The 23,578-nt window shown below is 36.7% G+C and carries 17 protein-coding genes; 9 read left to right on the forward strand and 8 right to left on the reverse strand.

Annotated features, from left to right (window positions below; translation table 11 throughout):
* The first annotated feature begins 24 nt into the window (after nucleotides 1-24).
* From DRF65_RS25275 to DRF65_RS25290, 4 genes are all read left to right on the forward strand, one after another.
* Nucleotides 25-744 carry a hypothetical protein gene (locus DRF65_RS25275; protein WP_115973483.1) on the forward strand — a complete coding sequence of 240 codons (720 nt, stop codon included), beginning with the start codon at nucleotides 25-27 and terminating at the stop codon, nucleotides 742-744.
* Nucleotide 745: 1 nt separating this feature from the next.
* On the forward strand, nucleotides 746-1,456 hold the full coding sequence (locus tag DRF65_RS25280; RefSeq protein ID WP_115973484.1) for a hypothetical protein: 711 nt from the start codon (nucleotides 746-748) through the stop codon (nucleotides 1,454-1,456).
* A 239-nt stretch (nucleotides 1,457-1,695) separates the two neighbouring features.
* Nucleotides 1,696-3,291 carry a peptide chain release factor 3 gene (locus DRF65_RS25285; RefSeq protein ID WP_115973485.1) on the forward strand — a complete coding sequence of 532 codons (1,596 nt, stop codon included), beginning with the start codon at nucleotides 1,696-1,698 and terminating at the stop codon, nucleotides 3,289-3,291.
* 300 nt (nucleotides 3,292-3,591) lie between these two features.
* Nucleotides 3,592-4,539 (forward strand): DUF4349 domain-containing protein, encoded by a 948-nt coding sequence (locus DRF65_RS25290; RefSeq protein WP_115973486.1) that lies wholly within the window; start codon nucleotides 3,592-3,594, stop codon nucleotides 4,537-4,539.
* A gap of 186 nt (nucleotides 4,540-4,725) precedes the next feature.
* Here the strand turns inward: DRF65_RS25290 and DRF65_RS25295 are convergent, their stop codons facing one another.
* The 3 genes from DRF65_RS25295 to DRF65_RS25305 all read right to left on the reverse strand — a co-directional run bounded on the left by DRF65_RS25295 (nucleotide 4,726) and on the right by DRF65_RS25305 (nucleotide 7,414).
* Nucleotides 4,726-5,670 (reverse strand): hypothetical protein, encoded by a 945-nt coding sequence (locus DRF65_RS25295; RefSeq protein ID WP_123947434.1) that lies wholly within the window; start codon nucleotides 5,668-5,670, stop codon nucleotides 4,726-4,728.
* A 214-nt stretch (nucleotides 5,671-5,884) separates the two neighbouring features.
* Nucleotides 5,885-6,250 carry a hypothetical protein gene (locus DRF65_RS25300; RefSeq protein ID WP_047485689.1) on the reverse strand — a complete coding sequence of 122 codons (366 nt, stop codon included), beginning with the start codon at nucleotides 6,248-6,250 and terminating at the stop codon, nucleotides 5,885-5,887.
* Nucleotides 6,251-6,274: 24 nt separating this feature from the next.
* Nucleotides 6,275-7,414, reverse strand: a complete 1,140-nt coding sequence (locus tag DRF65_RS25305) for an acyl-CoA dehydrogenase (protein WP_115973488.1) — start codon at nucleotides 7,412-7,414, stop codon at nucleotides 6,275-6,277.
* Between the two features lie 190 nt (nucleotides 7,415-7,604).
* Here DRF65_RS25305 and DRF65_RS25310 point away from each other — a divergent pair, with 190 nt between their 5' ends.
* The 3 genes from DRF65_RS25310 (at nucleotide 7,605) to DRF65_RS25320 (ending at nucleotide 10,899) form a co-directional block, all read left to right on the forward strand.
* Entirely contained in the window at nucleotides 7,605-8,180 is a 576-nt protein-coding gene (locus tag DRF65_RS25310; protein WP_228438947.1) for a Crp/Fnr family transcriptional regulator, read from the forward strand.
* A gap of 79 nt (nucleotides 8,181-8,259) precedes the next feature.
* Entirely contained in the window at nucleotides 8,260-8,931 is a 672-nt protein-coding gene (locus DRF65_RS25315) for a hypothetical protein (RefSeq protein ID WP_115973490.1), read from the forward strand.
* A 189-nt stretch (nucleotides 8,932-9,120) separates the two neighbouring features.
* Complete coding sequence (locus tag DRF65_RS25320; protein ID WP_115973491.1) at nucleotides 9,121-10,899, forward strand: AMP-dependent synthetase/ligase; 1,779 nt, start codon at nucleotides 9,121-9,123, stop codon at nucleotides 10,897-10,899.
* 362 nt (nucleotides 10,900-11,261) lie between these two features.
* On the opposite strand, the gene DRF65_RS25325 is transcribed toward DRF65_RS25320, so the two are convergent.
* Both DRF65_RS25325 and DRF65_RS25330 read right to left on the reverse strand, forming a co-directional pair.
* Nucleotides 11,262-12,038, reverse strand: coding sequence for a zinc ribbon domain-containing protein (locus tag DRF65_RS25325; protein WP_115973492.1), 777 nt, complete (start codon nucleotides 12,036-12,038; stop codon nucleotides 11,262-11,264).
* Between the two features lie 2 nt (nucleotides 12,039-12,040).
* Nucleotides 12,041-13,138: a Nif3-like dinuclear metal center hexameric protein gene (locus DRF65_RS25330; RefSeq protein ID WP_115973493.1), complete on the reverse strand. Its 1,098-nt coding sequence runs from the start codon at nucleotides 13,136-13,138 to the stop codon at nucleotides 12,041-12,043.
* Between the two features lie 61 nt (nucleotides 13,139-13,199).
* On the opposite strand from DRF65_RS25330, the gene DRF65_RS25335 reads away from it, so the two are divergent.
* Entirely contained in the window at nucleotides 13,200-14,027 is an 828-nt protein-coding gene (locus DRF65_RS25335; protein ID WP_115973494.1) for an ion transporter, read from the forward strand.
* Between the two features lie 44 nt (nucleotides 14,028-14,071).
* Nucleotides 14,072-14,230: a hypothetical protein gene (locus tag DRF65_RS28675; RefSeq protein WP_165852313.1), complete on the forward strand. Its 159-nt coding sequence runs from the start codon at nucleotides 14,072-14,074 to the stop codon at nucleotides 14,228-14,230.
* 119 nt (nucleotides 14,231-14,349) lie between these two features.
* Here DRF65_RS28675 and DRF65_RS25340 read toward each other — a convergent pair whose 3' ends face one another.
* From DRF65_RS25340 to DRF65_RS25350, 3 genes are all read right to left on the reverse strand, one after another.
* On the reverse strand, nucleotides 14,350-17,148 hold the full coding sequence (locus DRF65_RS25340; protein ID WP_115973495.1) for a T9SS type A sorting domain-containing protein: 2,799 nt from the start codon (nucleotides 17,146-17,148) through the stop codon (nucleotides 14,350-14,352).
* A 228-nt stretch (nucleotides 17,149-17,376) separates the two neighbouring features.
* Nucleotides 17,377-19,770, reverse strand: a complete 2,394-nt coding sequence (locus DRF65_RS25345; protein ID WP_115973496.1) for a T9SS type A sorting domain-containing protein — start codon at nucleotides 19,768-19,770, stop codon at nucleotides 17,377-17,379.
* A gap of 126 nt (nucleotides 19,771-19,896) precedes the next feature.
* Nucleotides 19,897-23,346, reverse strand: coding sequence for a T9SS type A sorting domain-containing protein (locus DRF65_RS25350; RefSeq protein ID WP_115973497.1), 3,450 nt, complete (start codon nucleotides 23,344-23,346; stop codon nucleotides 19,897-19,899).
* Nucleotides 23,347-23,578 lie beyond the last annotated feature (232 nt).

Raw genomic sequence — 23,578 nt, forward strand, 5'->3', positions numbered from 1 at the left:
AATACTTAAATTAGCCCCACTACCATGAATATCATCAAAACAAATACAGCAATTCCTTTCGCCGGTGTTGAATCTAAAATTAACAGGCTGGCCACTTTCATCCTTCAGTCCACTTTTTTCGGGATGCTGTTTTTATTATTCAGTCTTTTTGTCCTCGGCCCCGTTTATGGGATTTATAAAAGAGGATTTGAAGCAATGTTAACACCCGCATTGATATGCTGGGGAATTTCGCTTCTTATCTTAATTCCTTCTACACGTTACTATATCATAAAGAGAAAAAATATTTCAAGGAAGATCATTGTTGATAATACCGGACTTTTATTTTACAATTCAAAAAATGAAATCGTAGAACAGATATTGTACACAGAGCTTCGTTCTTCAAAGCAAGATTTTGATATTTATACGGTAACAACAGTTGGTGGCAGCATTATTCCTTTTCTTGAAGTAACTTTAAAACCTGAAAAAAAAGAAGAAACGAAAAGACGTATTGATATGAACCTACCTCTTCATGTTGTAAAGAATAAATTTACTTTATATGCTCATTTTATGCATGGAATCACGGTTTTTCGTCCGGATTTAAAAATAGATCCGATGGCTGTCAGTAGCTTTTCTATTGATACGACTACTTGGAAAGTCAATAGAAAAGGAACTTCATTAGGAGGCTGGCTTTTAATTCTTGCAGTATTTGTGATCAGTGCAGCCATTTTTGGCCTTGTATTTTTATTAGTTGAATTAAAAAACTGATATGAAGGAAAAGTTTCAAACTATAGTCTCTAAAGTCAATAAAACGGCCACTTATTCTCTGATGGGAATTATGTGGATAGCTATTATCATGATTATTATGGTCATCGGAACTGTTTTCGAAAATATGTATAACAATATCAGCCAGTATTTCGAAAACGACCTTGGCACTTTTTCCCTTCTTGTTATTGCTCTGATTCTTCTTATACTTTGTTGTTTAGCTCTGATTCTAGCCTTGACCAATCGAAAAAAAGGAAAAATCCGGAAAGCCATTATTAATGAGAAAGGAGTTACTTTTTATGACAGCCGGGATAATATTATCAATACCATTTTATATAGTGAACTGCAGCAGTCTATAAACTTATCACATGACGCCTATATGTACAGTACTACATCAAGATATCCCAAAAGCTATCTGAATGTTTTTCTTCGAAATAAAGCAGGCGAAAGTGTATTGACCAGTATAGATTTCAACTTTGAATATGTTCTTCTTAGCAATCAAATTGAGATGTATCGTCAGTTTCTAATTGGAATCCAATATTTTCGTCCCGACTTAAAAATAAGCCAGCAGACCATTAAAGAGTATGATCTTTATCCAGATTCCCCACCGATGAAAAAATATGAAAAGTTTGATTTATTTATATCTGCATTTATTTTTCTTGTGGGTTTAGGATTGATTTATGTCCTGATATTATTAGTAAGAATTCTTTTCTGATAACCGGAAACCGCAATGGTGAATAATTAATCGCCAATTCGCTGCGCTTGTGAATTTTATAGTACATTTCAGTGTTATTACCAGCTTTATAATTATAAATTACAAGGATGCTTTTATTCCTTTTATTGGGTATTCTCAATCCTTCTTATCTACCTGCTTTCTCTTCTAATCAGTATTGTATTAATTTAAATTTGAAAACCTCGTAAAAAATCACGATTTTTGCAACTTCAAAATACGATATGTCAGACTTAATCAAAGAAATACAAAAAAGAAAGACCTTCGGGATCATTTCCCACCCGGATGCCGGAAAAACAACGCTTACTGAAAAGCTGCTTCTCTTCGGAGGGGCAATCCAGGAAGCGGGTGCGGTAAAATCCAACAAAATAAAAAAAGGAGCTACTTCCGACTTTATGGAAATTGAAAGACAGAGAGGGATCTCTGTAGCGACTTCCGTATTGGCTTTTGAATATAGAGATCATAAAATCAATATTCTCGATACTCCGGGTCACAAGGATTTTGCTGAGGATACTTACAGAACGCTAACCGCTGTAGATTCAGTAATTGTTGTGATTGACGTAGCAAAAGGAGTTGAGGAACAGACTGAAAAACTGGTTAAGGTTTGTAGAATGAGAAACATTCCGATGTTGGTATTCATCAACAAACTTGACCGTGAGGGTAAAGATGCCTTCGATCTTTTGGATGAAGTGGAACAGAAATTAGGGTTAACAGTTTGTCCGCTTTCTCTACCGATTGGTATGGGTAGCGATTTCCAGGGAATTTATAATATCTGGGAAAACAATATTCAGTTATTCTTAGAAGAGAAAAAGCAGAAAGTTGGAGATTCTATTAAGTTTGATAATATTAATGATACTTCAATAGATGATGTTATTGGTGAAAAAGCTGCCGCTACTTTAAGAGAAGAGCTTGATCTGATCCAGTCTGTTTATCCTGAATTTAATCGTGAAGATTATATGAAAGGTGATTTACAACCTGTGTTCTTTGGTTCTGCATTGAACAATTTTGGAGTTCGTGAATTATTGAATGCGTTCATTGACATCGCTCCGATGCCACAGCCTAAAGAAAGTGATACCCGTTTGGTAAAACCGGAAGAAAGTACTTTCACAGGATTTGTTTTCAAAATCCACGCTAACATGGATCCTAAACACAGAGACAGACTGGCTTTCGTAAAAATCGTTTCCGGAACTTTTAAGAGAAATGAAAACTATCTGTTGGTAAGAGAAGGTAAAAAGATGAAATTCTCTTCCCCTAATGCTTTCTTTGCTGATAAAAAAGAGGTTGTAGAAGAAAGTTTCCCTGGCGATATCGTTGGTCTTCATGACACTGGAAGTTTCAGAATCGGTGATACTCTGACTGGCGGTGAAAAGCTAAGTTTCAAAGGTATTCCAAGCTTCTCTCCGGAACATTTCCGTTATATCAATAACAATGATCCGCTTAAAGCCAAACAATTGGCTAAAGGTATTGATCAGCTGATGGATGAAGGGGTTGCCCAGCTATTTACGCTGGAAATGAACGGAAGAAAGATCATTGGAACTGTAGGAGCCCTTCAGTACGAGGTTATTCAATACCGTCTGGAACATGAATATGGTGCAAAATGTACTTACGAACCACTTTCAATGCATAAAGCATGTTGGGTGGAAGCTGATGAAAAATCAGAAGAGTTTAAAGAGTTTGCAAGATTAAAACAGAGATTCCTTGCCAAAGATAAATACAATCAACTGGTATTTTTGGCAGATTCCTCTTTCACCATTCATATGACACAGGAGAAATTCCCGAATGTGAAACTTCACTTTATCAGTGAATTCAGAGAAAACTAATATGAACAGACAAAATCGCTAAACAGTGAAGTTGTTAAAGATATAGATCCGCAGAGAATTTCTGCGGATTTTTTTGCTCCCTCCATAGGATAGAAATTACACATTTCCCATTGTAATCTTTTTCTTGATACAGCTTAAATTTAGCTGTGTTGAACAAAAAAGGCGTTTTGTAAATCTCTTGTAAAACAAATACAACCAACTGAAAATATTACAGTTATAACTTTACGACCAGAATACATTCCATTTACAAGTACTTCAGCTGCTTCGTCACTAATTTTACTTCATCAAAAAATTAATGTTATGAAAAAGTACATATTACTGGTTGCTATATCAGGCGCTTTTATTGCATGTAGTCAAAAAGGAGGAGCTTCTCAATCTAATATAGAGGATGCTGCCCAAAGTATAGACAGTGTTGCTACTGTTACTTCAGAAGCTATTGACAATGCCGGCAAAACGGCAAACCGGGCTCTTGATTCAGCCAGTATAAGAATAAAAGATATTGAAGGTGCCAAAAATGATATTCAGGAGAAAATAGAACGTACTTCCAAAATGGTAGATTCTCTATCTGATAAAATTGCATCTACAAAACTGGAATCAAAAGTTGAGAAAAATGATTCTACAGCAAAGAAAACTGAAAAAATTGCCACAAATACTCCAGCTCCCAAAGTTATTAAAGAGACCAAAATCATTTACAAGGAAAAGCAAAAAAATGACAGCTATGAGCTGAATATGCCAAAAGATAAAATGGTAAAAACAGGGTATCTTGCGATAAGAGCAGATAATATTGAAACGGTAAAAGAAATCATTAAAGAAGAAGCTATTAAAAATAATGGTTACATTAAAAGTGAGAACCAGTCCTATATTGAATCAGCAAATCAGCGGGATGAAAATCAAAAAGTATACACTCTGGACATCAAAGTACCTATCCAGCATTTCGATGGATTAATGGAAGCCCTGAACAGTACTATCGGGGATATTGAAACCAGAGATATTCAGGTTACAGGACGTAATTATACAGACAACACCATCTGCAGTATCGATATCAATATCACGGATAAAACTGAAGTGGAAAAAGAGCCTAAAACTTTTGGCGGAAAATCATTGGCAGCTATTGAATCAGGCTGGGATGTGATTACTTCCATCTTTCTTTTCCTTCTTCCATTATGGCCTGTATTTCTGATTGGTGGTATTGGATACTATTTCTATAAAAAGAGAAATTCCAATACTCCTGATAGGGATTCTCAATAGAATAGATTTTTGAATCCGTCACCTGTGTGATGGATTTTTTAGTTTATTTAATTGTATTTAGAATATCAGTTTTCAAAAGTTGAATTAAAAATAAGAACCAACAGTCTAAAAACTCACCTTCCTCTCAGTAAGATCATATTTTTACAAGTTATTTCCCAAGAGGAAGATGATAAGAAAAAAGCCAAATTAAAATTCACTGATCGTAATAAACAGTGTCCCGGAAATGGTTTGCCCATTATTTCTATCGGTATTAATAAAGCGAACTCTTACATTGGTGGGTGAAGTAAGCCTTGCAGAAGCTATTGAAACAGCTCCGGGTAGGTCGAAATTTGGAGATACTGCTACTACTGCCTGTGAAGACCCAGGCCTGCTTGCTGCAGGAATGGTCACATTGACATCCAAAACTCCGGAAGAATTAAAATTGCCTAAGAATGTTGAATCTCCAGAAGAAATGGAACTATTGACTGTTGTTGAGAAACTAATCATATTTTTATGAACTGTTCCTGTGCTTCCCAGCTTATAAGCACCATTAACATCTAATCTCGAAGAGGCAGTAGGGGCAGTAGTGTTTATACCTACTGTTGAAAATATTTTCACCCCTGCAAACGACTGATTGGCAGTAGTAACCACTCCCCTTGCCGTGGGACTTGCATCCGGAATATTAAGTGTCATACTTCCTCCTAAAGAAGCTGGTGAACCGGAAACATTGATATTGCTGCCGGAAGTTCCCACATTCAATGATATGGTTCCTAAAGCAGAAGCAGAGACAGGGATCCATGTGGTTCCGTTCCATTGAAGAAGTTGCTCGTTGGATGCCCCATTTTGTCCCAGAACAACAGGATTGGCAGCCGTTCCATTTCCTGTGAGCGGACTTGCCGTTACGACAGAAACTAATCCATTTCCCTCAGCAACAATCTGTGCAGCTGTTACTCTTTTAAGTACACCACCGTTATCAAATGCAACGATAGAATCTTTTGCTGAAGTACGGGGACCAGTTTGTTTGATGTTTCGTATGCGTACCGTACCGTTTACATCTAGTGTTTCGGTAGGTTTCTCTGTGTTAATTCCAATCTGGGAACTAACGAGTGTTACTGCTCCGAAAAGGAACAATAGAGATAAAATTCTCATCATAGTGTGATTTATTTGTGATATTAAATATAATTAAATTATTGATTACCAATAAATAAATCTAATTTTTTTTACTATTCAATACACAACAATCTTTGATCTTAGATAGCACCAAAAAGACACAGAACCCTATTGAAATGATATGATGACAACTGTTTTGAAAACAATAAAGCATCCTGCCTTGCAAAAAAGGCTTCCATAACGGAAGCCTTTCAGATTATTTCATATTCACAACTTTGTCTACGACAAACTTTGTATTTCCCCGCCACGGAAGAGCACCATTGTATTCTTTGTAATGGAGGTCAAAGGTTTTACCACTGTTGGTCTCCAATTGTTTGAAAACTTCAGGGTCATCTACAGAAAATTCAAACTCATAGCTTGTAATACCTCCCGCTTTACCTTTTCCGAAACCTTCCTGAATCAATTTACCTTCATAGGTTTTGAAGACATAGCCTTTTTTCATGGCATAGTTCAGGTATCCGGATTTCACGCCTTCTCCGAAAACGAAGAAGTACTTATACCATACAAATACTCCTAACAGCAGCAGTACGACACCAAGGGTGATCCACAAAGATTTTTTCATAGCGTGTGTGTGTTTTATAAATTCTTATTTTGCAATACTTCTGGAGATCACGATTTTCTGGATTTCAGAAGTTCCTTCGTAGATCTGAGTGATTTTTGCATCTCTCATTAATCTTTCTACATGGTATTCTTTCACATATCCATATCCACCGTGAATCTGTACAGCTTCAATAGTAGTATCCATTGCTACCTGAGAAGCATATAATTTTGCCATAGCTCCGCTTTCAGAGATATCTTTTCCTGCATCTTTCTCACAAGCTGCTTTGAAGCAAAGCATTCTTGCTGCTGTGATCTGAGTTGCCATATCAGCTAATTTGAATGCGATCGCCTGGTGATTGATGATCTCAGTTTTGAAAGCTTTTCTTGTTTTAGCATATTTCAACGCCAATTCGTAAGCTCCTGCAGCAATACCTAATGCCTGAGAAGCAATACCGATTCTACCACCGTTCAATACAGCCATTGCAAAATTGAAACCAAACCCGTCTTCACCGATTCTGTTTTCTTTTGGAATTTTAACGTTATTGAAGATCAAAGAGTGTGTATCACTTCCTCTGATTCCCAGTTTATCTTCTTTTGTTCCAATTTCAAAGCCTTCCCATCCTCTTTCTACGATGAAAGCATTGATTCCTTTATGTTTTTTCTCAGGATCAGTCTGTGCAATTACAATATAGTAAGTTGCCGTTCCACCGTTGGTGATCCAGTTTTTGATCCCATTTAAAAGATAGTAATCTCCTTTATCTTCAGCAGTAGTTTTCTGAGAAGTTGCATCAGAACCAGCCTCCGGCTCAGATAATGCAAATGCTCCGATCACTTTTCCGCTTGCCAATGGTGTAAGATATTTTACTTTCTGCTCTTCAGAAGCAAATTTTTCAAGACCGGCACAAACCAATGAGTTGTTTACAGACATTACAACAGCTGCAGAAGCGTCTATTTTTGCAATCTCCTCCATTGCCAGCACGTAAGAAACACTGTCCATACCTGCACCACCGTATTTTGGATCCACCATCATTCCTAAAAGTCCCATTTCTCCCATTTTCTTCACCTGTTCTACAGGAAATTTCTGGTCACGGTCTCTTTCAATAACTTCAGGTAATAGTTCGTTCTGTGCAAAGTCTCTTGCCGCCTGCTGAATCATCAGCTGTTCTTCCGATAAATTAAAGTCCATAAAAAAAATAATTAGATAGCCGTAAATTTACACTTTTTAACGAAATCTGAAAATAGAATTGGTAATTGCCCATTATTAATTATCCGGCTGCACAAATATTACCAAAAAACAACTATTGGGTTAAAGCACGAAGCATATAAAGTATTGATTTAATGTGTAGATTTGGCCATAAGAATATTTTAATTTCTGCATGATGAAAGAACTTGAACAATATATCCAATCTCATTTTAAAATTATTCAGCCGGAGCAATTGAATCAGGTAAGTTCACTTTTCAAATCAGAGATTTTGAAAAAGGGAGATAACTTTCTAAAAGCAGGAAGGATATGTGATAAATTATGTTTTATTCAATCCGGATTATTGAGAGTCTTTACAACAAAATATGATAAGGAAATTACCCAATGGATTGCAACCAAAGGATATTTTGGAACAGACCTGTCAAGTTTTTATTTTAAAATTCCATCCCGTTGGACCATTCAGGCTCTATCTGATACAGAAATCTATTTTATTACCCACAATGACTATAGCAAAATCATCAATATAGTTCCGACATGGAATGAACTGGAAAAGAATTTCATCATCCAATGTGTAACTTATATGGAGGATAGAATTTTCAGCCATTTGTCTATGTCTGCGGAAGAGAGATACAATTCTTTTTTTGAGAGCAACAAAGAGTTATTTAATCAGGTTCCATTACAATATATTGCTTCAATATTGGGAATGACACCTGAGACTTTCAGCAGAATCAGAAAAAAACAGCTTATGTAATTCTTGATTTTTATCAAGTGTACGCCTTCTTCTATATTTTAACTTTGTGTTCGTTATTAAACGTAAAAACAATACAATCATGTTTATAGGACACTTCGGTTTATCATTTGCTGCTAAAAAAGCAGCTCCAAAGGTTTCATTAATTACCTTATTCGCGGCTACTCAGTTTGTAGATATCCTCTGGCCTTTTATGCTCATTTTTAATATAGAAAAAGTAGCAGTTGTTCCCGGGTATACTAAAGTCAATGCGTACGATTTTCTTTACTTCCCGTTTACCCACAGTCTTTTGATGGGAATTGTATGGGGAATCCTTGCCACGTTCATCTATTTTTTAATAAAAAAAGATATCAGAAGCGCTGTGGTCATTGGTTTATGTGTTCTCAGCCACTGGTTCTTTGATTTGATAGTTCACACTACAGATCTGCCCATTACACCATTTGGCAATTATAAAATGGGGTTCGGATTATGGAATCATATTGCGGCTACTCTCATTATTGAATTTCTTATCTTTTTTGGAGGCTTGTCTGTCTATATATCTACAACCACTGCAAAAAATAAGAAGGGTAAATGGGGACTTTTGGGATTGGCAGTATTACTTGTTATCGTAACGATTTCCAATACATTTGGGCCACCTCCTCCTGATTCTGTGAAAGTTTTATTTATATCTTTTGTAATTCTTATGGCTCTTATCCTCTTCCTTGCTGGCTGGGTTGATAGAAACAGGGAAATAAAATTTTCAGGTAATCAATAAATTATATTTTCATAAAAAACAGATGGGCTTAATGAATAGTTGAAAAGAAATAAGAAGTAATATATTTTCCGGCCTGGATTTTAAATTAATATGTTAAGCATTTTAATAATCTTGAATTCATACCATTCAATTTTTTCAATTAAAAAAAATGCTTATATTTAGATTTCTTTATAAATTATTTAAAAAATCATGACGATCAAGAGATTATTCGATATTCCGCACTACGCTTTAGAGAAATATCCTAAAACGGATATGTTTGCAACGAAGTATCATGGTGAGTGGAAAAAAACTTCTACACAGGAGTTTATTAATGAAGGCAATAAGATATCCAGAGGATTACTGAAGCTAGGTATAAAGCCGGGTGATAAGATCGCTTTGATAACCACCAATTCCCGTACAGAATGGGCTATCATGGATTTTGGAATTTCCCAGATTGGTGTTGTTTCGGTACCGGTTTATCCAAGTATTTCTCCGGAGGATTATGAATTTATATTCAATAACGCACAAATACAATACTGCTTTGTCTCTGATAAGGAGCTTCTCAACAAAGTAATGAAGGTAAAGCACAATATTCCCAGCTTACAGGGAATTTTTACTTTTGATAAAATAAGCGGTGCTGCCAACTGGAGCGAAATTCTGGATCTTGGTGAGGATGAATCCACTCAAATTGAGGTGGAAGATCTTTCCAATGCCATCAATACTGAGGATCTGGCTACTATTATATATACTTCAGGAACTACAGGAAGACCTAAAGGGGTTATGCTGACCCATAATAATATTGTTTCCAATGTATTAGGTTCTATTCCTAGAATTCCTAAGAAAAAAAGTCTGGATTATAAGGAAACAAGAGCATTAAGCTTCCTTCCTATCTGTCATATTTTTGAAAGAATGCTTTTCTATCTTTACCAATACAACGGTTTTTCTCTTTATTTTGCTGAAAGCATCGATAAAATGGGTGAAAATGTAAAGGAAGTGAAACCCCATTACATGACCGTGGTCCCAAGATTGGTAGAAAAAGTATATGATAAGATCTACAATACCGGTTCTTCTGCCGGAGGTTTAAAATCAAAAATCTTCTTCTGGGCTCTGAATCTGATCACCAAAAAGAAATCTGTTTCCAAACCATCCGGAATTCAGGAACTTATTGCAGACAAGCTGGTGTTTTCTAAATGGAGAGAAGGTTTAGGTGGTGAAATTGTTACATTAATTTCAGGATCTGCTGCTTTATCTACAAGACTGAATTTAATGTTCCAGAATGCTGGAATTCCTATTTTGGAAGGATATGGCTTAACGGAAACTTCACCTGTAATTTCTGTAAACAGTTTTGAAAAAATGAGAGTGGGAACCGTGGGTGTACCTTTGGATAACCTACAGGTAAAAATCCAGGAAGATGGTGAAATTACAGTAAAAGGACCATCTGTTTTCAAAGGTTACTTCCAAAATGAAGAAATGACAAGAGAGGCATTTACAGAAGACGGATTCTTTAAAACAGGAGACATCGGCCACATTGATACTGATGGATTCCTACAGATTACAGACCGTAAAAAAGAAATGTTCAAAACATCCGGTGGTAAATATATTGCTCCTCAAACGATTGAAAACCTAGCAAAAGCCTCTAAATTCATCGAGCAGATCATGGTGGTAGGTGATGGTGAGAAAATGCCATGCGCTCTGGTACAGCCTGATTTTGAGTTTGCAAAAAACTGGGCGATGAGAAATAACCTGAATATCGGTTCCAATCCAGCTGAAATTGCAAACAGCGCTGAACTGAAACAAAGGATTGAAAAAGAAATTGAAGGTATCAATGAGCATCTCGGAAACTGGGAGAAAATTAAGAAGATCGAACTTACTCCTGAAATATGGAGCATTGAATCCGGACTTCTGACTCCTACGCTTAAACTAAAGAGAAAGGCGGTAAAAGAGAAGTTTATTACCCTGTACAATAAGATGTATGATCATCATGAATAAATAAAAATATAACCGCTTCGTTTGAAGCGGTTTTTTTGTGGATTTTAATCTGATAAACTAATTAGGTTTTGGCTAAAGCCAATGGAATTTGTTTATTTTTATTAAATAGGCTTAAGCCCATTTCTATTGAATTTTTCACTCTCAGATTTAGCAGATTTTCAAGCGTAATCTTTGTCATTTCTTTAGAAATAGAGGGCTGTTTTTATTTATCTTACGATATTTGAGATTCCTCCTTCGTCGGAATGACAAGAAAACAGCCAAGTAATTTGTGGCATTTGTGAACCATTTGTGTCATTCATGGTTCAACAAAATAAAAAAGCTGTCTCATTTCTGAAACAGCTTTATATTTTTAAAATTAGTAATTAGAATTTAATTACAGATTTCATTCTTTCGTTTTCTTCCATTACCAACTCATCGTCAACAAGGATTTTTCCAGAGTGCTCATCAATGATGATTTTCTTTCTCTGAGCAATTTCCATTTGTTTTTGAGGTGGAATAGTGAAGAAAGATCCTTTTGGAGCTCCTCTTTCTAATCCTACAACTGCAAGTCCGTTGATAGAGCTTTTTCTGATTCTGTTATAAGAAGCCAGTAATCTCTCATCTATTTTACCTGCATATTCTTTAGACTGCTCAATAAGGTACTCTTCTTCTTTTTGAGTTTCAGAAATCAAACCATCCAGCTCTTCTTTCTTGAATTTCAAATGGCTTTTTAAATCGTCGATCTTTGAAGTAAGTTCGCTTAAAGTTTCGTTTTTGTGAGCGATTTTAGCTCCGAACTCTTTAATTCTTTTTTCAGCAAGCTGAATTTCCAGATCCTGGAATTCCATTTCTTTTCCTAATGCTTCAAACTCTTTATTGTTTCTTACATTATCCTGCTGAGACTTGTATTTCTCAATTAAAGTTTTTGCATGGTTAATCACTTCATGCTTTGTTTTGATCTGATCATCCTGATCTTTGATGTCTGCATGAAATTTTTCAGCTCTCTTCTCAAGACCTTCAATCTCGATCTCTAGATCTTCAACTTCAATTGGCAATTCTCCTCTAGTATTTCGGATTTCATCCAATCTTGAATCAATGATCTGTAAATCGTATAAAGCTCTTAATTTTTCTTCAACTGAAATATCGTTGGTTTTTGCCATATTTAAATGAAATAATTTACTGGGTTTGTTTTTTCAATAGATTTTGAAATTGCAAATGTACTAAATTTTTGTGATAAAATTTCAAATAATTGTTGACTTACAAATTGTTCTGATTCATAGTGTCCTATATCACACAACAACATTTTAGACTCTGCTAAAAAATAGTCGTGATATTTAAGATCTCCGGTAAGGTAAGCATCACATTTCCTGGAAACTGCAGATCGTATTCCACTGGCTCCGGAACCCCCAAGAACCCCTACTCTCTTAATTTTTTTACTAGTAAAATCTGAATGTTTAATAACTTCAATGCCGAATTTTTCTTTCACAAACCTCAGGAAATCCTTTTCATCCATTTCTTCTTCCAGCTCACCGTACATCCCGAGTCCTACATGATGGTTTTTATTATCAAGACTGTATATCTGATGAGCTACTTCTTCATAAGGATGTGCATCTTTCATTGCCCCCACAATCTGTCCCTGCCTAAATCCTTCAAAAATTACAGAAATCATGTCTTCATCGGCATTCTCCCGAATATTCTGTTGCCCTGAAAACGGATTTGAACCTTCAACAGGTCTGAATGTACCATTTCCATTAACAGTAAAGCTACATTCGTCATAAAATCCTATGCTTCCTGCTCCTGCAGAGAACATCGCTTCTTTTACTTTTTCTGAATAGTCTTTAGGTACGAAAACCGTCAGCTGTTTTAAATTATTTTCTTTCGGCTGAAGAATTTTCATATTCTTTAATCCCAGCTGGCTGCATATTCCATGATTCACTCCAAAGAAATCATTATCAAAAGCTGTATGAATGGCATAAATCGCAATTTTATTTTCAATTGCTTTTAAGACTGCTCTTTCTACATAGTTTTTCCCGGTTAAAGATTTCAGTCCGGAAAAAATAATAGGATGAAAACATACAATGAGATTACAGTTTTTCTCAATGGCCTCATCTACTACATTTTCCAATGCATCATGACAAATCAGAATCCCGGATACGTTACGGTCAGGAACTCCACATAACAGTCCTACATTATCAAAATCTTCTGCCTGCTGCAACGGAATGAGCCTGTCTATTTCTGAGATTACTTTTCTTATTGTCATTTTATTCTGTATGTTTGCTACGAAAATAACGATAATTTGTTAATTTTAAAAAACATTCAGAATGGAAAGAGAACACAATCTTGTTCCTGAAGACAAACTTTGGAAAAGATACCTTTATCGAATCATTTATCGTTCCGATACCAGGCTCGGAAAACTGTTCGATATCATCTTATTGTCCTTAATTCTTGTGAGCACTGCTATTATTATGATGGAAAGCGTGCCTCAGCTTGATAAAAGATTTCATTATACTTTTCTCATTCTTGAATGGATTATTTCTATTTTTTTCACCGCAGAATATTCCATGCGGATTGCAGTACTAAAAAATAAAAAGCACTATATATTCAGCTTCTTCGGGATCATAGATTTCCTTGCATTAGTTCCTTTTTATCTAAGTTTCTTCTTTCCTGTTACCAAATATTTTCTGATCTTCAGAATGCTGAGAATGCTGAGAGTTTTCAGAATTTTCAATTTGCTGGATTTCATGAATGACGGCTATCTTATTGTAAAGGCTTTAAAAAACAGCTCTAGAAAAATTTATATATTTCTGCTGTTTCTGATTATATTTTCAGTGATCGTAGGCTCTCTTATGTTCATGGTGGAAGGAGGCCGGCAGGGATTTGAAACCATTCCTCAGGCAATCTATTGGGCTGTAGTAACCGTGACTACCGTAGGATATGGTGATGTCTCCCCTATTACTCCCCTTGGCAAGTTTTTCGCCGTTGTTCTGATGCTGGCCGGTTATTCTATTATTGCAGTTCCAACAGGTATTGTAACAGCAGAAATGCGAAACAAAAGACAGAATCTGGAAAAGATATGTGACCGTTGTGGTAATGAAGATATTGATGATGATGCAAGATACTGCAAGCAATGTGGCAAGAAATTAGCTTGATATTTGGATATTAGTTTAATCTATTCACCAAATACCACAAAATCATGGAACCAAAAAAGAAAAACAAACCGAATAGTTTAGTCATTATTCTTTTCTCATTAATAGTACTGATGATTATTATTTACTTTATCCTCGTCATGTTCTTCCCAACTGTTTTCGATCTTATGAATACGGGGGAGATACAGCCAGTACCGGATAAATAATGCATGACAAGTAATGAGCAATAGACCATCTAAAATAGAAAAGATGAGCGAAAATTTCGCTCATCTTTTTTTATCAAATAAGATATTCAGTATGTGACTGAATATTCTGTAACTATTATTTATTTCTTAATAGCTTTCACTGTTTGTTTAGAACCATCTTTCATATTTAATACTACCAGATACATTCCCTGTTTCAGATCCCCTAAATGAAGAACGGAAGAAGGGTTTTCAATTGTTTTTACCAGTCTTCCGGAAACATCCAGAACAGAAACTGTTTTTACCTGGTCTACTTTTGAAATATTCAGTATTTCAGTGAATGGATTCGGATATACTTTAATTTCATTTTTAGCTTTAGCTACTTCTGAGGTTCCAAGGGTCTCTTTATTGATGGTAATGGTAAATGTTCCTTCCATAATATCTTCATTATCATCATAATGCCCTACATTCACATAATATACGGTTCCTGCAGTCGTTGAAACAGACATTGTTTCTGTTCCGCCACTGCTTCCGCTATCTACAGTATTTTCACAGGTTAAATTATTACACGTACCACTGTATAATCCTACCTGAGGGTCAAAGCTACTGTCTGCCGGCATGGTAACTTTTATATCATAAACAGTACCATCTCCTGTAAAAGTGAACCACGTACCATCATTCATACCATCCGAACAGATTTCAATAAATCCGTTATTATTTGTAGCTCCTGCAGCATCAGACTGTGTATATATATAAGGGAATACAGAAGCTACCAAAGCTCCTGAACAGCTGTCATTTGCAGGCGCCGGCGGAAGTGTTCCTACACAAATATCAAACATCTGTGCTTCTCCTGCTCCTCCATCTGTATATACTCTTATATAATATGTTTCTCCTACAGTAAGGCCGGAAATAAGTTTCGTCTCATCATACTCTGAACATGCTACATTGGCCAGACTGCTACAACTTCCATTCAAAACCTGAAATAAAAGTGAATAGCTATAATCTGCTCCGATAGAACTCATGTTACTCAATGATATGGCGTGAGTATCTGCAGTGGCTGTAAACTTAAACCATACATCATCATCTGCTTCTCCGTCACAAGGATCTACCGGTTGGTTTGAATCTGTAGCTCCAAGGGTATGTCCTGATACTTTGCTACCGCAGTTCATGTCCGGATTTACCGTTAGTGTAACAGCAGCAGTACATTCATCATTCAAAGGAGGTGGAGGGAATGTTCCTACACAGATATTGAAACTTTGAGCCTGCCCTGTTCCTCCGTAGCTGTACACTCTTACATAATAAGTATCCCCTACAGTAAGACCTGATACAGTTCCGGTGTTAGGATCTGAACAAAGAACACTTGTTAATCCTCCACAAATTCCGCTTAAAACCTGAAAATAAGCATCGGTGCTGGTTCCTGTTCCTGCCGCTTGTACATTTTTAAGTGAAATAACGTGGGAGGAAGCTGTCGCAACAAATTTATACCATACATCATCATCAGGAGTACCATAACATGGATCCGGATCCACTCCGGAATCTGTTGCAGAAAGGGTTGTTCCTGGAGTAGCTATTCCACAATTCAGATCTGGGTTTATGGCCAGAGTAACTGCGTTATCACACTCATCGTTGGCTGGCGGCGGTGGAAATGTCCCAATACAGATTTTAAAGCTTTGTGCATACTGTGTTCCATCTTCATAACTGTAAACTCTTATATAATATACTTCTCCCGGATTAAGACCATTCACTATTCCTGTATCGGGATCTGAGCATAAAATACTGGTCATGTTTCCACAAGCTCCACTGAACACCTGAAAATAAGTATCAGTATCTGAATCTGAACCAGCCGAAGTGATATTTTTAAGTGAAACCACATGAGTAGAAGCTGTAGCGGTAAATTTATACCACACATCATCATCAGGAGTACCATAACATGGATCCGGATCCAATCCGGAATCTGTTGCAGAAAGGGTTGTTCCTGCTGTAGCACTTCCACAGTTCATATCTGGGTTTACAGTTAGGGTAACAGCACTTGTACATTCATCATTGGATGGTGGTGGTGGTGCTGTTTTGAATTTTATTTCAGTACATCCTGAAGATTCCCCTCCGGTTCCTACTGAAGTTACCTTAAGATAATAAGTTACACCGGTAGAAAGAGGAGATAAGGGAGTAAAGCTCGTTGTGGTTACGGTTTGCTGATTAGCAACATCTGTTCCTCCCGGAGTAGTTCCTATTGAAACTTTATAGCTTGAAGCTCCAGATGATGCACTCCAGGTAATCACAGGAGACAGAGGTACAAGAACCGCATTATTGAGCGGATAAGTTACAACAGGACAAGAAGGTATCGGGCTTGGGATAAGCCCTATCAGACTGATAACAGACCTGGTCCCCTGCAGATTTCCCCACTCAGGATCTGTAGGATCCGGATCATTACTATCCGATTTATACAAAATAGATTTGTTCTGTGCATTAGGGTCATCAAATACAGAAAATGAATCATCATCAGAATCATAATCCGGAGTACTTTCATGCACTGCAACTACCAAGTTCTGTGTATTGTTATAAGTAAATGGGGTAGTAAATGCTACCTCCAAAACACCATTCGTATTGGTAACTGTTCCTGAAAAAACTTCTGTAAGTTCTGCAACAGGAACCCAATCACTGCCTGATGTAAAATTGGTTTTGGAACTATGGCCGAGATAAATCGTCCAGTTGGCTGAATTGGTAAAATCCGCAGATGGGTTTACATACAATTTAAGCCCCGAAACAGTTCCCGCTGCTGCAGCATTAATTTCCTGTTTGGTAAAAATCTGCTGAGAATAGGAATATCCGTAATTTGTATTGATTGGAATATTTCCAACTGTCGTGCTCCCCTCTCCTAGGGTAATTTGAGCATTCAAGATTAAACTTACCATGAGTAAGTATAAGAGTAAGATTTTCTTCATATATTTTTTTTAGATGTTAATTCAATCACTAAATTAGTAATAATTCAAACAAAACACTCAAAACAAGATAAAAACAAATTAAAAATCTATAATAAATCAACATTCTGCTTCGATTTTGTTTATTTGAAAACTATTTTACATATTTAAATTTAGATTAGAATAAAATTTAAGTTGTTCTTATAAAAAACAATAAAGGCGAATCACAGATCCGCCTTTATTTAGAACTAATTATTTCTTGATAGCTTTTATTACTTGTTGAGAACCATCTTTCATATTCAGTACTACCATATACATTCCCTGTTTCAGATCACCTAAATGAAGTGCAGAAGAAGGGTTTTCAATTGTTTTCACCAATCTGCCTGAAACATCCAGAAGAGAGACCGATTTTACCTGGTCTGTTTTTGAAATATTCAGTACCTCTGCGAATGGGTTAGGATATACTTTAATTTCATTCTTATTAGCTTTAGATACTTCTGCAGTTCCAAGAGTTTCTTTATTAATAGTAATCGTAAACGTACCCTCCATTTGATCTTCACCACCATCATAATGTCCTACATTTACATAGTATACCGTACCTGCAACAGTTGGCACTGACATTGTTTCTTCTGCTCCACCAGTAAGGCCGTCATCTACTGTATTTACACAGACCAAATTATCACATGTGCCATTATACACCCCTAGCTGAGCATCAAAATTACTTCCTTCCGGCATGGTAACTTTTATATTATGAACAGTACCATCTCCTGTAAAGGTGAACCATGTACCATCATTCATAGCATTCGAACAGATGTCAATAATTCCGTCATTATTAGTAGCTCCGGCTGCGTCAGACTGTGTATAAGCGTAAGGAAATACTGATGCAACCAAAGCACCCAAGCAATTATCATTTACCGGAGGTGGAGGAATAGTTCCTATACAAATATCAAAACTCTGTGCCTCACCTGCTCCTCCATCTGTATATACTCTTATATAATAGGTCTCACCTGCAGTAAGGTTTGAAATCACTTTCATATCATCATAATCTGAACATTCAATGCTAGTCGGGTTACTGCAATCTCCACTGAATACCTGGAATAACAGTGAATAACTGTCCTCAGTACCAATAGAAATCATGTTACTTAATGAAATCACATGTGCAGTAGAGGTTGCCGTAAACTTATACCATACATCATCATCTACTTCCCCGTAACAAGGACTTACAGACTGACTAGACTCAGTAGCTCCACGGGTGTGTCCGAATGTTTTACTGCTACAGTTCATGTTCGGATTTACTGTTAATGTAATTGCTGTAGTACAATCGTCATTTGTTGGTGGTGGTGGCAATGTGCCAACACATATATTAAAACTTTGCGCAAATTGTCCTCCTTCATCCATGCTATATACTCTTACATAATAAGTTTCACCTACTGTAAGTCCTTCAGCAATACTAACCCCTGAATATGATGAACATACAATACTTGTCAAACCATTACAGTCTCCACTGAATATTTGAAATCCAATATAATCACTATCTTCTGATCCCACAGAAGCTACATTTGAAAGTGAAATGATATGACCTGAATCTGTAGCGGTAAATTTGTACCATACATCATCATCGGGAGTACCATAACACGGGTCAATGTCTACACTGGAATCTGTTGCAGCTAAAGTAGTTCCTGCAGTAACAGCCCCACAATTCATATCTGGGTTTACCGTTAAAGTGACAGCAGCAGCACACTCATCATTAGAAGGTGGCGGCGGTGTAGTAGTAAATTTTGTTTCGAAACAACCTGAAGATGAACCTCCTGTTCCCACAGCTATAATCCTTACATAATAGTTTGTATTAAGAGAAAGAGGAGCTGACGGAGTAAAACTTGTGGTACTTACTGTTTGCTGATTTACAATATTTGAACCTCCCGGAGTTGTTCCGATGGAGATTTTATAACTTGTGGCACCCGCTGATGCATACCATTTAATTTCAGGAGTTACAGGAACCAGTACAGCATTGTTTATCGGAGACATCACATTAGTACAAGATGGCAATGCCTTAGGCGTAAGCCCTGTAAAACTAACAACAGGTCTATAGTCTAATAAATTACCATTCCCAGGATCCGATGAATCAACATCTATATAAGAGGTACGGATAATTGCACTTTTGGGTGCATAATTAAGATGATGTACATAAAATACCCGGTCGTCACCATAATCTGAACCTGAGCCATTTTCATCCACAGCAATCACCAGATTCTGTGTATTATTATAAGTAAAAGGGGTAGCAAAAGTAAGCTCTACCATTCCGTTTATATTACTGATGGTACCGGTATAGACCTCTGTAAGGGCTGAAACCGGAACCCAATCACCTGCAGACGTAAATCCAGTTTTTGAAGTATGCCCCATATAAACAACCCAATCTGAAGAGTTCGTTATAGTTGAAGCCGGGTCCAGATAGAATTTAAGGCCTGTAATATTTCCGGCGGCATTGGTGTTAATTTCTTCTTTTTTAAATATTTGTTGGGAGTAAGAATAACTCGAAAAATTATCAATCGGAACCCGTCCGACTTTAGTGCTTCCTTCCCCTAAGGTAATTTGGGCACTCAAAAACAGGCTTACGGTTAGCAAGCACAAGAGTAAGATTTTCTTCATATACAATTTTTTTAAGGTGTTAATACATTTGCCAAATTAATAATAATTTCAATACAACATTAAAAAAATATTAAAAAAAAGCAGTAACTACTAAGTTACTGCTTTAAATTATTATATTAATCAGTTTTATTTCTTAATTGACTTAACCACTTGTTTCGATCCGTCTTTCATATGAAGCACGACTAAATACATTCCTTGTTTAAGGTCTGCCAAATGAAGTTCAGAAGAAGGTTTTTCAATTGTTTTCACTACTCTTCCTGCAAGATCTACAACAGATACAGACTGTACTTTGGAAATATCAGAAATATTTAAGGTGTCTGAGAACGGATTAGGATATACTTTAATTTCGTTCTTAGCTGTTGTTACCTCAGAAGTAGAAAGGCTTCCAAACTGATACACAAAATTATCAATCAATACACTGTTTGCGGGAGAACCTGTATGCCTGAATACAAGCTTATTAATTCCGGCAGGAACTCCCATAATATTTAAAGAATAATTATCGATGGTAGAAATATTTGATGCAGTATAGCTATCCAATACTACAAATGTAGAAGTATCTGCAGGATTTGTTAAATAACCAATCTCAACAATTCCACCAGCAGTAAAGTTAGCTCTCCCTTTAAAACTAATTGTTGCAGTGTTAGAATCTAAACCTATAAATTCAGGCGTTGAAACCATACCTACTCCTGAACTGCTACTATAGATATACAGAGCATTAGGAGCACTTGCAACAGTTGTTGAATAAGCAGATACTTTCGCATTACCAACAACAGTTCCTATGCTAGTCCAGCACATAGGAAGTGTATCAACAGGCGTAGTATCAAAATTCTGAGAATATACCTGTAACGGAGTACATGTAGTAGTAAATATTGCTGCCTGTGACCAAATACTCTTATTTGTGGCACTACACGCCGAGCGAACCCATACATAATAAGTGGTAGCAGAGCTAAGTCCATTCAAAACAGTACTTGTAGCAGTGCTTGTTCCTGATATAGTTACATTAGCAGCAGGTACTGTACTATTGGTAGAATAATAGTACTCATAACCATTTGCAGGTACTGAAGCAGGAGCGTTCCAAGATAAGTCTGATGAAGCAGAAGTAATATTTGCCACTACCGGAGAATCTGGTTCTATACATGTTGGGATAGGTTCTACAATGAAATCATCAAGATGGAAATAAATATCAGGCGAAGTAGAACTTGTAGTCGCTACAAAAGCCACTTTAACAGTACCAGAATACGCTGCAAGATCAACAGTTTCCGTTTGCCCTGTATTAGAATAGGTTCCTGCTCCTGTATATGTTTTTAGAACATTAGTATTGCTCCAGGTAGTTCCTCCATCTGTAGAAATGATAACTCTAACCTGATGTGTCCCTAATGTCGACTGAGCTGTGGTACCTGTATAACTGGTAACAGCCATTCTATATCTAATCCTATTTGCCCCTGGAGTTGCACCCAGATTGATTGGCTGAGAAATTAACCAGTCACCGGTGTTTGTTCCATATAAATTTAATTTTACAGCCGTATTATTGCCCGTATTAGCAAAACCTGATGCGGCTGCCCATTTACTGCTTCCATACGTCAAAGTAGAATTGGCGGTAACGTCACCTTTAGCGACAGACCAGCATACGGGAGTCAATGTACTAAATCCTTGTGAGATGGTTGGTATATTTTCAGATCCACAAACTGTCGTAAAGCTACGTTCAGTACATGAAGCTGAAGTACTTGTAGGAGTATAGGCGTTTACTGTATAATAATATTTTGTACTATAATTAAGTGCAGAGGAAAGTGTATATGATGTAATATTTCCAACATCAACACTGTTCATAACATCAGTTCCACCTGCTGTTGTTCCGACAGATATTTTATACCCAGTTGCATCAGTTACGGCACCCCATGTTATTGTTGGCATAACAGAAACTCCCGATGCCCCTGATACAGGCAATGTCACTGTTGGACAACCGATATTTTTTGTAATAAATGATATTTCTGTACATCCGCTTGCTGTTCCGGTACTGTTCGTAGGCAATATGGTTGCGTAATAAGTAGTACCATATAATAATTGGCTTGCTGCAGGTATAGTATAAGTAAGTACATTTCCAACATCTACACCGGCCATCACATTGGATCCACCTGATGTAGTTCCCAAATTTAATTTATATGAAGTTGCATTAGGTGAAGCATCCCATTTAAAATTTGGGGTAATTGACAATCCTGTAGCAGCATTGGTAGGTGCCGTAATAGTGGAGCAATTAGGCGCAACATTAACAGAGGAAATATTAATATTATCCACATAGATATCATCACTTCCGTTATCTCCTTTGGCTAAAAATCTTATGATGGCATTAGGACTGGAAGATGCTAAATTCACATAATTTGTGACCCATGGTGAGGTTGATGATGTGGAACCAAATGTCATTCCTACATCTGTAAAGGTGACTCCATTGTCTGTTGAGATTTGTATTTTCAAAACATCTGTTCCTGATGGATTTGCGTAATCAAAACTTAGAATCCTATCACCAGAACCTGACGATAAATTAATATACAAGTCCATATACCCTGAAGCATATTGACAGTTATAGGAATGGAATCTTGCTGCAGGTGCTACTGCAGATCCACCAATTGTTACGGATCCACTCGTACTTGTCCACCCTGAAGCAGATGCAAACCCACTCCCTGAAGTATCACTCTGTCTCCAGGAATTATCGCCCCTTGCCGGCCAGGTTCGCCAATAATCTGCATTAGGCAGATCCAATGTAGAATTACCATTTGCCCAGGTACTGAAGCTTTCAGTAAAAGGCAAAGTGGCGAAAGTATTTGGGGCAGCCAACCACGTTCCTGGAGTATAAGTAAATGTCAGTCCAGAAGCAGGCACAGTAGTCCCGTTTGTTGTCCCTAAAGTTGAACTGGAAGTAGCTGTTGTCCCTGCTGTCAGTGAAGTCCAGTTTGTTCCTGTTAAATTATTAATGTCCGAAGCTTCCGATCCTCTTATCCCTACCTGTCCAGTAAATGTACTTGCTCCGGAAACACAATTTCCATAAACAATAGCTACTGTATGGGAAGTAAGATCTAACTGGATCTGGAAGTTGAGAAGTTGAGAAGCAGAACCGGAATTGCTTTGCACATCAGTAAACTGTACAATAAATTTAGTTCCTACAGTCTCATATGAAATTTCAGAGCTTGTTGTGTTTGCGTTCCTTAGATTTGCTCCAAAACCAGCAAAAGCAGCCTCATGGGTAGTGGGAGTAATCTCACTGGATAGCCCGGTATAAGTAGTGGCACTGGTAGCTCCTCCTAATGTTACAAAACCATTATTACTGATATAAACAGAGTTATATTTCTGATTATTGTATGTAAAATTGGAGGGTAAAGGAATAGCTGCAGATACTAAATCCGTAGCCAGGGTAGCTCCCGACTGCCATACTGTTCTTCCTGCGGATAATGGTGCATATGTTCCCACAGATTGTGTAAATCCATATCCGTTATTTGTATTCGGGCTCGTTATTTGCGGTGGCCCAACCTGTGCAGACACGCTGTAATAAAAAGCGGTCAGGCACGTAAGTAAAATTCTTTTCATAAATAGTAAAAATAATAGTCAGGCGATAAAAGTATAAAATATTTAAATATATTTCATAAAATATGTTAAAATAATAAAAAATAAACCTTAAATACTGCTTATTTTTAAATAAAATTAAACAATTATTTAATTTTAACACTTATTTACCAAAAAAAACACAAAGAAACACAAACGTCTAATTATCAGTAATTTAATCCCATTTACATTCCCTCTAATCTAAAATAAAATTCTT

Origin of the sequence: Chryseobacterium pennae (genome assembly GCF_003385515.1) — a bacterium.
In the GTDB taxonomy this organism is placed as follows: Bacteria; Bacteroidota; Bacteroidia; order Flavobacteriales; family Weeksellaceae; genus Chryseobacterium; species Chryseobacterium pennae.